At 49.0% G+C, this 12,040-nt stretch carries 13 protein-coding genes; 9 read left to right on the top strand and 4 right to left on the bottom strand.

Annotated features, from left to right (window positions below):
- Nucleotides 1-24 precede the first annotated feature (24 nt).
- Nucleotides 25-1,743, bottom strand: coding sequence for a class I poly(R)-hydroxyalkanoic acid synthase (gene phaC / locus ACO0LN_RS01720; RefSeq protein WP_422970664.1), 1,719 nt, complete (start codon nucleotides 1,741-1,743; stop codon nucleotides 25-27).
- 172 nt (nucleotides 1,744-1,915) lie between these two features.
- Between phaC and ACO0LN_RS01715 the strand changes: the two genes are divergently transcribed.
- Nucleotides 1,916-2,188 carry a hypothetical protein gene (locus ACO0LN_RS01715; protein ID WP_422970663.1) on the top strand — a complete coding sequence of 91 codons (273 nt, stop codon included), beginning with the start codon at nucleotides 1,916-1,918 and terminating at the stop codon, nucleotides 2,186-2,188.
- A gap of 10 nt (nucleotides 2,189-2,198) precedes the next feature.
- Here ACO0LN_RS01715 and pgeF read toward each other — a convergent pair whose 3' ends face one another.
- Complete coding sequence (gene pgeF / locus ACO0LN_RS01710) at nucleotides 2,199-3,008, bottom strand: peptidoglycan editing factor PgeF (protein WP_422970662.1); 810 nt, start codon at nucleotides 3,006-3,008, stop codon at nucleotides 2,199-2,201.
- The gene (locus ACO0LN_RS01705; RefSeq protein ID WP_422951094.1) at nucleotides 3,005-4,045 is read right to left on the bottom strand and encodes an RluA family pseudouridine synthase; all 1,041 of its coding nucleotides are present in this window, start codon (nucleotides 4,043-4,045) and stop codon (nucleotides 3,005-3,007) included. Before ACO0LN_RS01705 ends, pgeF begins: the two co-directional genes overlap by 4 nt.
- 43 nt (nucleotides 4,046-4,088) lie before the next feature.
- Here ACO0LN_RS01705 and ACO0LN_RS01700 point away from each other — a divergent pair, with 43 nt between their 5' ends.
- Nucleotides 4,089-4,892 (top strand): outer membrane protein assembly factor BamD, encoded by an 804-nt coding sequence (locus tag ACO0LN_RS01700; protein ID WP_422951093.1) that lies wholly within the window; start codon nucleotides 4,089-4,091, stop codon nucleotides 4,890-4,892.
- A gap of 58 nt (nucleotides 4,893-4,950) precedes the next feature.
- On the opposite strand, the gene yaaA is transcribed toward ACO0LN_RS01700, so the two are convergent.
- Complete coding sequence (gene yaaA / locus ACO0LN_RS01695) at nucleotides 4,951-5,727, bottom strand: peroxide stress protein YaaA (RefSeq protein WP_422970661.1); 777 nt, start codon at nucleotides 5,725-5,727, stop codon at nucleotides 4,951-4,953.
- A 22-nt stretch (nucleotides 5,728-5,749) separates the two neighbouring features.
- Between yaaA and ACO0LN_RS01690 the strand changes: the two genes are divergently transcribed.
- The 7 genes from ACO0LN_RS01690 to ACO0LN_RS01660 all read left to right on the top strand — a co-directional run bounded on the left by ACO0LN_RS01690 (nucleotide 5,750) and on the right by ACO0LN_RS01660 (nucleotide 11,991).
- Nucleotides 5,750-6,229 carry a putative toxin-antitoxin system toxin component, PIN family gene (locus ACO0LN_RS01690; RefSeq protein ID WP_422970660.1) on the top strand — a complete coding sequence of 160 codons (480 nt, stop codon included), beginning with the start codon at nucleotides 5,750-5,752 and terminating at the stop codon, nucleotides 6,227-6,229.
- A gap of 255 nt (nucleotides 6,230-6,484) precedes the next feature.
- Nucleotides 6,485-7,234, top strand: a complete 750-nt coding sequence (locus ACO0LN_RS01685; RefSeq protein ID WP_422970659.1) for a protein phosphatase CheZ — start codon at nucleotides 6,485-6,487, stop codon at nucleotides 7,232-7,234.
- Nucleotides 7,234-9,084: a chemotaxis protein CheA gene (locus ACO0LN_RS01680; RefSeq protein ID WP_422970658.1), complete on the top strand. Its 1,851-nt coding sequence runs from the start codon at nucleotides 7,234-7,236 to the stop codon at nucleotides 9,082-9,084. Before ACO0LN_RS01685 ends, ACO0LN_RS01680 begins: the two co-directional genes overlap by 1 nt.
- 88 nt (nucleotides 9,085-9,172) lie before the next feature.
- Complete coding sequence (locus tag ACO0LN_RS01675) at nucleotides 9,173-10,651, top strand: protein adenylyltransferase SelO (RefSeq protein ID WP_422970657.1); 1,479 nt, start codon at nucleotides 9,173-9,175, stop codon at nucleotides 10,649-10,651.
- A gap of 26 nt (nucleotides 10,652-10,677) precedes the next feature.
- On the top strand, nucleotides 10,678-11,073 hold the full coding sequence (msrB, locus tag ACO0LN_RS01670) for a peptide-methionine (R)-S-oxide reductase MsrB (protein ID WP_422970656.1): 396 nt from the start codon (nucleotides 10,678-10,680) through the stop codon (nucleotides 11,071-11,073).
- Between the two features lie 25 nt (nucleotides 11,074-11,098).
- Entirely contained in the window at nucleotides 11,099-11,722 is a 624-nt protein-coding gene (locus tag ACO0LN_RS01665; RefSeq protein ID WP_422970655.1) for a septation protein A, read from the top strand.
- Nucleotides 11,719-11,991, top strand: coding sequence for a BolA family protein (locus ACO0LN_RS01660; RefSeq protein ID WP_422951085.1), 273 nt, complete (start codon nucleotides 11,719-11,721; stop codon nucleotides 11,989-11,991). Before ACO0LN_RS01665 ends, ACO0LN_RS01660 begins: the two co-directional genes overlap by 4 nt.
- Nucleotides 11,992-12,040 lie beyond the last annotated feature (49 nt).

Here is a 12,040-nt window from a genome sequence, read left to right as displayed (position 1 = left end):
TTTTAATTACTTAACAACAAACCCTCAATCTGCCCTTACCTTCACATACCGTCCGGGTGCGGCCTCAATTGCAGGAAATTCTGTATTTCCAGGTGTCGCTGGCACTTTCACCATCTTGCCACCATGCTCACTCAAAAAGGCCGACCATTCTGGCCACCAGCTACCTGGGTGTTCTGTGGCACCGGCGAACCAGCTTTCTGCATCCAGGCCAGCTTGCTCATTGGTCCAATAACTTCTCTTTTTCTTGGCTGGAGGATTAACAACGCCAGCAATATGGCCCGATGCACCCAGCACAAACCGGTTACGGTCTTTATGGCGTGGATTGAGCAAAGCCGTAGAAGCAAAAGCTGCCTGCCATGGAACAATGTGATCTTCCCTGGAGCCATAGACAAAGCAAGGTGCATCGATCTTTCCCAGATCAACCTTGCTGCCTGCGACTGTCAATGCACCGGGCTGCTTGAGTTTGTTTTCCAGATAGGTATTACGCAAATACCAGCAAAACATCGGGCCTGGCAAATTAGTGCTATCGGCATTCCAGTACAAGAGGTCAAACGGCGGCGGTGCTTCACCCTTGAGGTAATTTGACTGCACATAATTCCAGACCAGGTCATTTGCCCTCAGACTGGAGAAGGTGCTGGCCAGGTCTTTGCCCGGCAAGATGCCACGACGACCTATGGTTTGCTCGCGCATCTTGACTTGCATTTCATCGACAAACACATCAAGCACGCCAGTCTGGGTAAAGTCGAGCAAGGTAGTCAGCAAAGTCAGGCTGCTGGCCGGGTGTTCGCCACGCGCTGCCAATACTGACAAGGCCGTAGAGACAATGGTGCCTCCTACGCAAAAGCCAAATGCATTGATCTTGTCTTGCTTGCTGATCTTTTGTACGACCTTGATGGCCTGTATGGCACCGTCTTCGATATAGTCATTCCAGCTGACTTCGGCCATGCTTTCATCTGGATTCGCCCAGGACACCAGGAACACTGTATGCCCCTGATCAACGGCATAACGCACGACCGAGTTCTCAGGTTGCAAATCAAGGATATAAAATTTATTGATGCAAGGCGGCACCATCAACAAGGGACGCTGATGAACTGTCTTGGTGGTAGGCTGATACTGAATAAGCTGGAACAGATGGTTTTCATACACCACGGTACCAGCTGATGTCGCGACATTTTTGCCGACTTCGAAGGCGGATTCATCTGTCTGGGAAATGCGGCCTTTTTGCATATCGGCCAGCATTTGAGTAATGCCCTTGGCCAGACTCTCGCCTTTGCTCTCGATCAGCTTGCTTTGCGCTTCGGGATTGGTGACCAGAAAATTGGCAGGCGACATCGCATCTATCATTTGCTGCACTGCAAAACCGATTTTCTGTTTTGTCTTGATTGGGGCCTGCACAGACTCTGCCATGGCCATCAAAAAACGTGCATTCAACAAATAGGATGCTGCACTATAAGAGTGCATGGCATGGTTATGCCAGTCTGGGGCTGAAAAACGGCGGTCTTTCAGATCAGGGATTTTGGATACAGCAAAGTCTTGCCATAGCCTGCCAAACTCTTGCATATACTCCGTTTGCAAGCGCGTCATGGTGGCAGGGTCTATCTGCGCCCCCAAGTCCTTCAGCATATCTGCTGCTGGCATGGGGTTCATTGTTGCGGCAGGTTTCATCCACTCCTGCCATTTGTCTTGATTCACTAGCTGTGACATCCACTCGGAGTACATAGCTTGAGGATCGAAAGTCTTCATGCGTGCCTCCTGATTTTCGCGTATCGTTTCGAAATAATTTTAAGCTTTCTTTCCCTGATTAAATAAGCTGCAGTATCGAGCTACAATACCAAGCTGCAATACAGTTCTCACTATTCAATTCTCACCATGGATGCGGGCATCAAGCATTCACAATAATAAGTAATAGGTTCTTATGCATATCGTTGCAATCGCCTGGATTTACGTCGTACTGATGATGTCGATCACAGAACACTCCGTCATCGCAGGCATTATGACGTTCCTCCTGTATTGCGTTTTTCCTTTAACAATAGTTTTATACCTGATGCGTACACCACAGCGCAAGCGTGAACGACTGGAAAAACAAGCTGCACTGCAAAAACAATCTGCAACTCCAACAGTTTCAGACGACCTTCAAGCACAGGAAGCACATCCAGAGCATCAAGCAGCCGAAACGAAAGTAGATTAAATCAAGCAAATCAATCCGGCACTATCCAGATCAGACTGGCCATTCTTCCGCTGACACCATCACGGCGGTATGAATAGAACTCCGCCACTTCGGTCACCGTACAATGGTCTCCACCAAAAACCTGGTCAAGACCGATGTCATTTAGCAATTTTCTTGCCAGCCCGTAAAGATCAGCCAGATATTTTTCTGCTCCATCCTGCATGGCTTGTACTTTGAAATAAGCCTGCGCATCAGGAATCTGCGCAGCAAAAGCATTCAGTACATCACGCCCCACCTCAAACTCTTGCGGCCCGATAGCCGGACCAAGCCATGCAATAATTTCTTTCGCGCCCTTCCCCCTCATCGCCAACACTGTATTTTGCAGTACTCCGCCAGCCAACCCACGCCAACCCGCATGGGCTGCTGCAAAGACCTTACCGGCGACATCGGTAAATAAAACTGGCAAACAATCGGCAGTCAGCACAGCGCAGACCTGGCCTGCTTGCATACTGAGGACAGCATCACCAATATTGGTATTACCAACAATGAGGTCCGCCGCATTCAGTATTATATTGCCATGCACTTGTGATAAGAATATGACATCCGAAGGCAATTGGCGATTTAATTTATCCCGATTCTGTTTTACTGCGATGGGATTGTCGTTGACATGGTCGCCAAGATTGAGGCCAGCGCTGCCGCTCGCATCTCCATAAGGACCAAGACTGAACCCGCCATGACGGGTAGTGGTGAACGCCCGCACGTTAGCGGGCGCGTGCTGCCAGTTGGGCAGCACTACCGGGAAAGGAGCAAGATCAGCCAAGTTCTTGCTGTCTGGTTTCATACTGTCTGTATGCCAGCCTGCTGCAGCAATGCTGCAAAATCATCAGCCAAGGGGATTTCCCATTCCACATGCTCACCCGTGGTAGGGTGTGTCAGGCCAAGTTTACGTGCCTGCAGTGCCTGACGGTGAAAGAAACGCGCCAGATGCTGTTTGCCATATAAAGGATCGCCCACCAGAGGAAAGCCGAGCGACAGCATGTGCACGCGTATCTGATGAGTACGGCCAGTTTCCAGTTGGCAGGCAACCAGGCTGACAGGGAATTTTTCCAGCATGCCAGCGCCCACGCGCTGGAAATGCGTAACAGCAGGTTTGGCAAGCATGCTTTGCGAAACCGCCATCTTGATGCGGTCACGCGGATGTCTGGCCATAGGCGCATCGACTGTGCCTGACAAATTAGGCGTCCCCCATACCAGCGCATTATATTCACGCTTGACTGTCCTGTCCTGCAGCTGGCGCACCAGTTCAGTATGGGCAATCAGGGTTTTGGCGACCACCATCAGACCAGAAGTATCTTTATCGAGTCTGTGAACGATGCCAGCGCGCGGCACGCCGAGCAAAGCAGGCCAGCGATACAGCAGGCCATTGAGCAAAGTGCCTGACCAGTTACCCGCTGCCGGGTGCACTACCATATCAGCCGGCTTGTTGATGACCAGGATGTCGTCATCTTCATACACCACGTTCAAAGGGATGTCTTCCGGCGCATAAGCACCTTCATCAGGAGCGGCCTGTGGCTCAATGATGATTTTTTCATCACCAAGCATGGTCATCTTGCCACGACCAGGCTTGCCATCAACGCTAACGAAACCGTCTTCTATCCATTGCTGGATGCGGCTTCTTGAATATTGTGGAACCAGTTTGGACAAAGTCTTGTCCAAACGCTCACCACAAGCATCCGAAGTGAGCTTTAATTCTATATTTTCTACTACAAGGGCAAAATCTTCGTCCACTTCGGTGGTATCGTTCAGCCCTTCCAATTCAGTGTCCAGGTCGGAATCTGACAAAATCACTGTAGTAGTTTGTTTCACATTTTTTGCCATCGGCTATAATCCGTAAATTGTTTTCATGCTCACGCACAAATTTATGCACATTAAATCTTTGAAATTGCTGGTTCTGGCTGTTGCCGCGTCCTTAAGTTTAAGCGGCTGCGGGGTGTTTGGTGAAAAAGGCGATGAGACCAAAACCTGGTCAGCATCAAAATTATACGCTGAAGCTAAAGACGAAATGTCCAGCGGGGGTTATGAAAAGGCAATTCAGTACTTTGAAAAACTGGAATCACGCTTCCCTTTCGGTACTTACGCACAACAAGCGCAGATGGAAACTGCCTACGCCTATTACAAACAAGGTGATCAGGCACAAGCACTGGCAGCTGTTGAACGCTTTATCAAGCTGCACCCAAATCATAGTCATGTAGATTACATGTATTATTTGCGCGGCGTGATCAACTTCAACGATCAGGTCGGCTTGCTCAATTTCCTGGCAAATCAGGATATCACCGAACGCGACCCTAAAGCCTCCCGCGATTCCTTTGATGCTTTCAAGCAACTGGCAATCCAGTTCCCCGACAGCAAGTATACGCCAGACGCGATCCTGCGCATGAAATATCTGGTGAATGCACTCGCGCAATATGACGTACACGTTGCACGTTATTACCTGCGCCGTGGTGCCTACCTGGCTTCTGCCAACCGTGCACAGTCTGCCATCAAGGAGTACCCTGATGCGCCATCCATTGAAGAAGCAATGTTCATTTTGATACGCTCCTACGATGCGATGGGCATGACAGAACTGCGAGACGATGCAAACCGCGTCTTCCTGCAGAACTACCCAAAAAGTGATTACCTGACAGGCAAAGCCGGTAAGCGCGATGCATGGTGGAAATTCTGGTAAGAATGCAATCAATCTGGATGTGATCTCAGGGCACAAGCATGTGCCCTGACTAATTACATCAATCTTCTATTTTTCGCCGGAATACCCATTCAGTGCTGGTAGATTCCTCTTCGCAATAGGCATAAGCCTCTTCAGCAAAAGCTTTCAAGTCATTTACCTTACGAATACCGTGTTGGGCACAGTATCTGGCCATCAAGCCTCTGGCGCGTTTGGCATAAAAAGAAATGATTTTGTATTGGCCATTTTTCCAGTCCTGAAAAACGGGGGAAATGATTTTTGCACCCAAAACTGCTGGCCTTACCGCCTTGAAGTATTCATCAGATGCCAAATTCACCAGTATTTGTGATTTGTGTTGCTGAATTGCATCACTCAACAGTAAACTAATTTTATCTCCCCAGAAACTGTACAAATTTTTACCATGCTGATTGACAAGTGCAGTTCCCATCTCCAGTCTGTACGCCTGCAAGGCATCAAGCGGACGCAGTAAGCCGTATAAACCAGAGAGGATACGCAGATGGTTTTGTAGATATTTCAGTTGTGAAGACGTCAGGCTGGCAACATCGAGCCCCTCATATACATCACCATTAAATGCAAATACTGCCTGTTTACTATGTGGTGCATCCGGCAGCGGTACCCAGTCAGCAAAGCGTTGCACATTCAATTCAGCAAGCGCTGGAGAGATATCCATCAGCCTGCCCAATTGATCAGCACTATATGTCCTGGCTATTTCCACCAACTCTTCTGCTTCAGCAAAAAAATGGGGCGTAGTCTTCGTCCTGGTTTTTACAGGTGTTTCAAAATCCAGACTTTTGGCTGGAGATAATACAATGAGCATAAATTGAATTTAATAGGCATAAATGACCGACATCATACCTAAGCGCGTAATTCTTGACACCAATGTGTGTCTGGATTTATTTGTATTCAAAGATCCCAGATGGTCAGTCCTGCTCGAAGATCTCGGCAGTGGTCAGCTAAAGGCCCTGACCCGTACAGATTGCCGTGATGAATGGCTGGCGGTACTCGGCTACCCTCATCTTGCAGCAAGACACGAAAGCGCAGAAGCAGTAACGGCCCTGTTTGACGCCCATATTGAATGCCTCGCTCCCACCGATACGGGCTACAGACTCCCTGTCTGCAGTGACAAGGATGACCAGAAGTTTCTGGAGATTGCACGCGACGCCCATGCTGAAGTTTTGATCACCAAAGACAAAGCTTTGCTCAAGCTCGCCAGAAAAATGAAGCAGGCTGGCATGTTCAGAATAGAGACACCAGAACAATTTTTGCGAACTTACGTAAAAGAATGTGACAAAACTGCATCGGGAGTAACAAAAGAATGACAAATTTTATTACTCTGGGTTATTCTTCGGTAATGTCCTGCTACTATGAACGTGAGCAAAAAGCAGTCTTGTTCATGGATAAAAATTACCCCCTGATTCAAGCAAAATAAATCAGGAAAAAAACGGAGTCCATGCAGAAACGTGGTATCTGAAAGGCAGTAATACTCAGAACATGTCTGCATACTCCCGCTGACACCCCGTGACATTTGTGAAGCTTTACACAATGATCAATGCGATTATGGAGAACCAAGGACTATGACCGATTCAGCAGATGATCTGGACGCATTGTTTGAAGAAATGGCCAATCAGCGCCTGGAAACCAATGTAGAGTCCCCCTCTTCCCCGCCTTCTGGCAGCGAGGCTGACCAGCTTGAGCCGGCACCCGCCAAGTTCAATTTTCACAGCGATGATGCGGATGCTGCAAAGCCTATGTTTGACCGTTTAGGTGGTCTTGTCAGAATGCTGCATGACTCCATGCGCGAGCTCGGTTATGACCGTTCGCTATCCGATGTCGCAGTACAGATTGCCGATGCCCAGGGGCGACTGGAGTACGTCGCCACGCTGACTGAACAGGCGGCCAACAAGGTATTGAACGCGACAGATCTGGGCATGCCTGAGCAAGATGAACTGGCAAAAAAAGCCAAGTCCATGGATGCGCGCTGGACAGATTTGTTTGATGGAAAACTCAGCGTTGATGAATTCAAAACCCTGGCGACAGATTCCAAGACTTTCGCCAATAATGTGTTGACGGCGACCGATGCAGAAAAAGCGCGCCTGCTCGACATCATGATGGCGCAAGACTTCCAGGATCTGACTGGTCAGTTGATCAAGAAAGTCGTGGCCATCAACAAACGGGTGGAACACGAGCTGGCGCAAATCCTGCTAGATAATGCACCATCTGACTTGAAAGAGAAGGCAGTAGAATTGATGGAAGGCCCTTCCGTCCCGAACGCAGCACTGGAACAGGACGATGTAGATAACCTACTTGATAGTCTGGGTTTCTAATGGATGACATGCTCAAAGAATTTGTCGTCGAAGCGCTCGATCTGGCGACCAATGTAGAAGAACATCTGCTTTCGCTCGAGCGCAATCCCGGCGACATGAATACGCTGAATGCCGTATTCCGATCCTTCCATACCATCAAGGGTGGCGCTGGTTTCATGAACTTGAGCGCCATGGTATCGGCCTGCCATTTAACCGAAAACCTCTTCGACGCCCTGCGCACGGGACAAGTTCCTGTCACGCCAGAGGCGATAGAAGCAGCGCTTGAGGCGAGCGGCTTTGTCGCAGATCAGTTAACTGCGCTCAATAATGGCACGGAGCCGGACAAGCTCTCGACCATGCCCAAGTCGCTCGAAAAAATGCTGACTGACGCCATAGAAATGAAAGGCGTCAGTAAAAAACCGGCAGCGGCGAAAGCCAAACCAGCAGAAACGCCCAAGCCCGTAGAAAAGGCTGCCCCACCTGCAGAAAAAGAGAATGACGGCGAACTTGACTGGGAGGCCTATTTCCGTGCCGTGACACCGCCAGGTACTTTACCAGAAGCTGAAGCAGCAGAAGCAGCCGAATCTGAAGAAGCGGAAGTGCATGCAGCAGAACCGGCGCAGAGAGAGGAAACTGAAGCTGTCAAATCCTCGCTGTCAGGTGCAGAGGTCAAACAAAACGCTCCTGCAAAAGAAGAAAGTATACGTATAGACGCGGTCAAGTTGAACGTCTTGCTTGAAGTTGCAGGTGAATCTGTACAGGCAGCCAACCAGGCAGCCGTATTACTTGAAAAACTGTCGCAATTCAAGTTTGACGGGCAAGCGGCACCGCTGATGTCTGCCCTGACAGAAACCCTGACACGCGCATCCCGTTACTCAACCGAGCTGCAACGTGCCACGCTGGCAACCCGCATGCAGCCTGTGGGACGTTTGTTCCAGAAATTCCCGAGGCTGATCAGGGAACTGGCACGTGACCTCGGTAAAGAAGTTGATTTGAACATTGCCGGTGCCGAGACAGAAGTCGATCGCGTGGTCGTGGATAGCTTGTATGACCCATTGGTCCACATGTTGCGCAACGCCCTTGATCACGGTATAGAAACTGCTGAGGAACGCATCAATGCCAATAAATCACCGCGCGCCACGATTTCATTGAAAGCATGGCAAGAAGCCAGCAGCGTCATGATAGAAGTGACGGATGACGGCAAAGGTATGGATGCGCAAAGACTACGCGACAAAGCTGTCTCCAAGGGCTTGATCAATGTACATGATGCCCGTACCGATGACGAAGCTTTCCAACTGGTATTTTTGCCTGGCTTCTCGACCAAAGAAGTCGCTTCCAGTGTCTCTGGCCGCGGCGTAGGCATGGACGTGGTAAAAACCGCTGTAGAACGCCATCGCGGCGCGATACGGATAGCCTCTCAATTGGGAACAGGTACTACTTTCCTGATCCGTTTGCCAATTGAGCTGTCTATCGTACCCACCATGCTTGTCCGTACAGATGGTGCGTCACTGGCATTGCCAATGGCAACCGTACAGCGCGTAGTTGAATTGCCAGAAACCTTTGAAAGCGTTGGCGGCCAACCTGTATTGCGCGATCTTGGCCGGCCTTTGCCAGTGAAGTCTCTGGGCAAGATATTGGGCTATACACCAGCGTCTGAAAGAGTTGGTATCGTCATTGCGGCCCCTAGCCCTTACATCTTGTCTGTCGATGCGGTTGATGGCACTGCAGATCTGGTCATTAAACCGCTGACCTGTATCAGCACACCTGGCATTACGGGAACTGCCCGCTCTGCTGAAGGTGAACTGGTACTGGTGATCAGCTTGTCCTTCCTGATTGATGGCTGCAAGACCAGGGAACGTATTACTGCCTGATCCCGCATCACGAGTAAACAACTGATAAACGCATTTTGACCAAATCTGTCAAAATGCGTTTATTCTTTTTATAGCCGCGCGGCACCTCATGAACATTCCCCCACTCTCCCCGCAAGATTTGATGCTGGAGAATAAGTTTGCAGAACTTCCCCCGCATTTTTATACCCAGCTTTCAGCCAGCCCCATAGGTAAACCTTATCTGGTCGCGGTCAGCGATGAAGTTGCCACGCAATTGAACCTGAATCAGGCAAGTCTTAATTCCCCAGAATTTTTGAATTACTTTTCAGGCAACCAGGTTCTTCCTGGCAGCAAGCCGCTGGCAGCGGTATATTCGGGCCATCAGTTTGGTGTCTGGGCCGGTCAATTGGGTGATGGCCGCGCTTTGCTGCTTGGTGGTATATCGCATGCCGGTCAGCATCTGGAAATCCAGCTCAAAGGTGCAGGCATGACGCCATATTCGCGCATGGGTGATGGGCGTGCGGTATTACGCTCTTCCATACGTGAATTTTTATGCTCTGAAGCGATGGCGGCGTTGAACATACCCACTTCGCGTGCGCTGTGTGTCATAGGCTCAGACCAGATGGTTTTTCGCGAAACCCCAGAAACCAGCGCCGTCGTCGCCCGCGTAGCACCCAGCTTTGTACGCTTTGGCTCGTTTGAGCATTGGTATTACAACGACAGGATGGATGATCTGCGACAATTGGCTGATTATGTCATCCAGCATTCTTACCCTGAACTGCTGACAGAGAACAATCCTTACCAGTCGTTACTGGCCACCGTCACCACGCGCACGGCAGAACTCATGGCGCATTGGCAGGCTGCGGGCTTTATGCATGGCGTCATGAATACCGACAATATGTCCATCATAGGCCAGACGCTGGACTATGGCCCGTTCGGCTTCATGGAAGCTTATGATGAAAAACATATCTGCAATCATACTGACCAGCAAGGTCGTTATTCATACCGCATGCAGCCAGCCATAGGCAACTGGAATTGCCAGGCTTTGGCACAAGCTTTATCACCACTCATAGGCAGTGTCGATGACACCAATGCGGCATTGAGTCATTATCCTGCCGTTTATCGGCAAAAGTGGTCAGAACTCATGCATCAAAAATTTGGCCTGAAGACAGATCACAAGGCTGATCTTGACTTGTTTGCTGGGTTTTTCACTTTGTTACAAAGTAATCATGCTGACTTCACCCTGAGTTTCCGTCATTTGAGTAAGCTTTCGAACCAGAAATCGACCAATGATGAGCTGCTGCGTGATTTGTTTCTGGACAGGGATAGTCTGGACACTTGGCTACTGAACTACCGGGCGCGTCTGGCAATGGAACAAAGTGATGAACAGACACGTCAAACCAGTATGCTTTCAGTCAATCCCAAATATATTTTAAGAAATTATCTTGCGCAGCAGGCGATAGAAAAAGCGCAAAAGAAGGATTTTTCAGAAGTCAGGAAATTATTGAGCATCCTGGAAAACCCCTATGACGAACAAGAGGAACACGACGACTACGCAAGCTTGCCGCCAGACTGGGCAAAGCATCTGGAAGTCAGTTGTTCATCCTGATACAAGAAAGAAGTGAAGAGGAAATCATGAGTAAAATCTTCAAGTCAGATGCCGAATGGAAAGCACAGCTGAGCTCCATGGAGTATGAAGTCACAAGGCATGCAGCCACTGAACGCGCTTTTACAGGCAAATTCTGGGATCACCATGAGGCTGGCATCTATACCTGCGTCTGCTGCAACACGCCTTTGTTTGCCTCCGATGCCAAATTTGATTCCGGTTGCGGCTGGCCAAGCTACTTCAGGGCATTAAATCCAGCCAATGTACGTGAAAAAGTTGATACATCTCATGGCATGACGCGCACTGAGATTTTGTGTAATATCTGCGACGCCCATCTGGGCCACGTATTTCCTGACGGACCACCACCGACAAGGTTGCGCTATTGCATCAATTCAGCGTCCTTGAAGTTTGATCCTGTAGTTTGATCCTGTAAAACCTGATTGTTTGTAAATGAAATTTCTTTTTGATATGTTCCCGGTAGTTTTGTTTTTTCTCACCCTTAAATGGGGTGAGAAAAACGCAACTGCTGCACAATCCATCGTCTCCGATTATTTTTCCGGCATAGTGTCTGGCGGTGCAACCACTGCTGAACTGGCCCCTATTTTGTTGGCTACAGCGATTACCTTGGTCGCGTCGGTATTTCAGATAGGTTATCTGCTGATACGTCGCAAGAAAGTGGATGCCATGCTATGGATTTCATTCATCATTATCATGGTGTTTGGTGGCGCTACCTTGTATTTCCAAAACGAAGCCTTCATCAAGTGGAAGCCAACTGTACTTTATTGGTGCTATTGCGGTGCATTTGCTTTGGCCCAGTTTGTATTTAAAAGTAACTTGATTCAATTGGCGATGGGTGAGCAAATCAAGTTGCCAGAGCATATCTGGACACGACTTAGCTATGCATGGATGGCGTATTTCTTGCTCATGGGTTTCGTTAACCTGTATGTGGCGTTTAATTTCTCCACGGATACTTGGGCTAATTTCAAACTCCTGGCCGTTGTTGCCATCATGCCAGCATTTATCATTATCCAAAGTCTGTTTCTGGCTAAATACATGGAAGAACCTGCACAATGACGCGCACGGAGAAAATATTAGCCCGTCTGAATGAAACCTTGCAGCCAGTTGACTGTCAGTTAACAGATGACTCCGAGGCTCATCGGGGTCATGCTGGCGCGGCTGGTGGCGCAGGTCATTACAGTGTAAGAATAGTTTGTCAGCAATTTGAAGGATTAAACCGCATTTCTCGCCATCGACTAGTGTATGATGCCGTTGGCGTTATGATGCAAACGGAAATTCATGCCCTCAATATCGTGGCATTAAGTCCGTCAGAGATACCGACCTAAGCAGTTTATTTATAATCCGTTTTATTTATTTTGTTATTTAGGAACAGAC

Origin of the sequence: Undibacterium sp. TC9W (assembly GCF_049339865.1) — a bacterium.
In the GTDB taxonomy this organism is placed as follows: domain Bacteria; phylum Pseudomonadota; class Gammaproteobacteria; order Burkholderiales; family Burkholderiaceae_D; genus Undibacterium.
The sequence above is the reverse complement of the archived record's forward strand: the minus strand, read 5'-3'. Positions and strand labels throughout refer to the sequence as shown.

Bases quoted from the DNA above. Each gene is read 5' to 3' on its own strand.
- ACO0LN_RS01685 (WP_422970659.1), top strand. From the start codon at position 6,485: ATGACCGATTCAGCAGATGATCTGGACGCATTGTTTGAAGAAATGGCC.
- ACO0LN_RS01705 (WP_422951094.1), bottom strand. From the start codon at position 4,045: ATGGCAAAAAATGTGAAACAAACTACTACAGTGATTTTGTCAGATTCC.
- ACO0LN_RS01690 (WP_422970660.1), top strand. From the start codon at position 5,750: ATGACCGACATCATACCTAAGCGCGTAATTCTTGACACCAATGTGTGT.
- ACO0LN_RS01665 (WP_422970655.1), top strand. From the start codon at position 11,099: ATGAAATTTCTTTTTGATATGTTCCCGGTAGTTTTGTTTTTTCTCACC.
- ACO0LN_RS01700 (WP_422951093.1), top strand. From the start codon at position 4,089: ATGCACATTAAATCTTTGAAATTGCTGGTTCTGGCTGTTGCCGCGTCC.
- yaaA (WP_422970661.1), bottom strand. From the start codon at position 5,727: ATGCTCATTGTATTATCTCCAGCCAAAAGTCTGGATTTTGAAACACCT.
- ACO0LN_RS01675 (WP_422970657.1), top strand. From the start codon at position 9,173: ATGAACATTCCCCCACTCTCCCCGCAAGATTTGATGCTGGAGAATAAG.
- msrB (WP_422970656.1), top strand. From the start codon at position 10,678: ATGAGTAAAATCTTCAAGTCAGATGCCGAATGGAAAGCACAGCTGAGC.
- ACO0LN_RS01660 (WP_422951085.1), top strand. From the start codon at position 11,719: ATGACGCGCACGGAGAAAATATTAGCCCGTCTGAATGAAACCTTGCAG.
- phaC (WP_422970664.1), bottom strand. From the start codon at position 1,743: ATGAAGACTTTCGATCCTCAAGCTATGTACTCCGAGTGGATGTCACAG.
- ACO0LN_RS01715 (WP_422970663.1), top strand. From the start codon at position 1,916: ATGCATATCGTTGCAATCGCCTGGATTTACGTCGTACTGATGATGTCG.
- ACO0LN_RS01680 (WP_422970658.1), top strand. From the start codon at position 7,234: ATGGATGACATGCTCAAAGAATTTGTCGTCGAAGCGCTCGATCTGGCG.
- pgeF (WP_422970662.1), bottom strand. From the start codon at position 3,008: ATGAAACCAGACAGCAAGAACTTGGCTGATCTTGCTCCTTTCCCGGTA.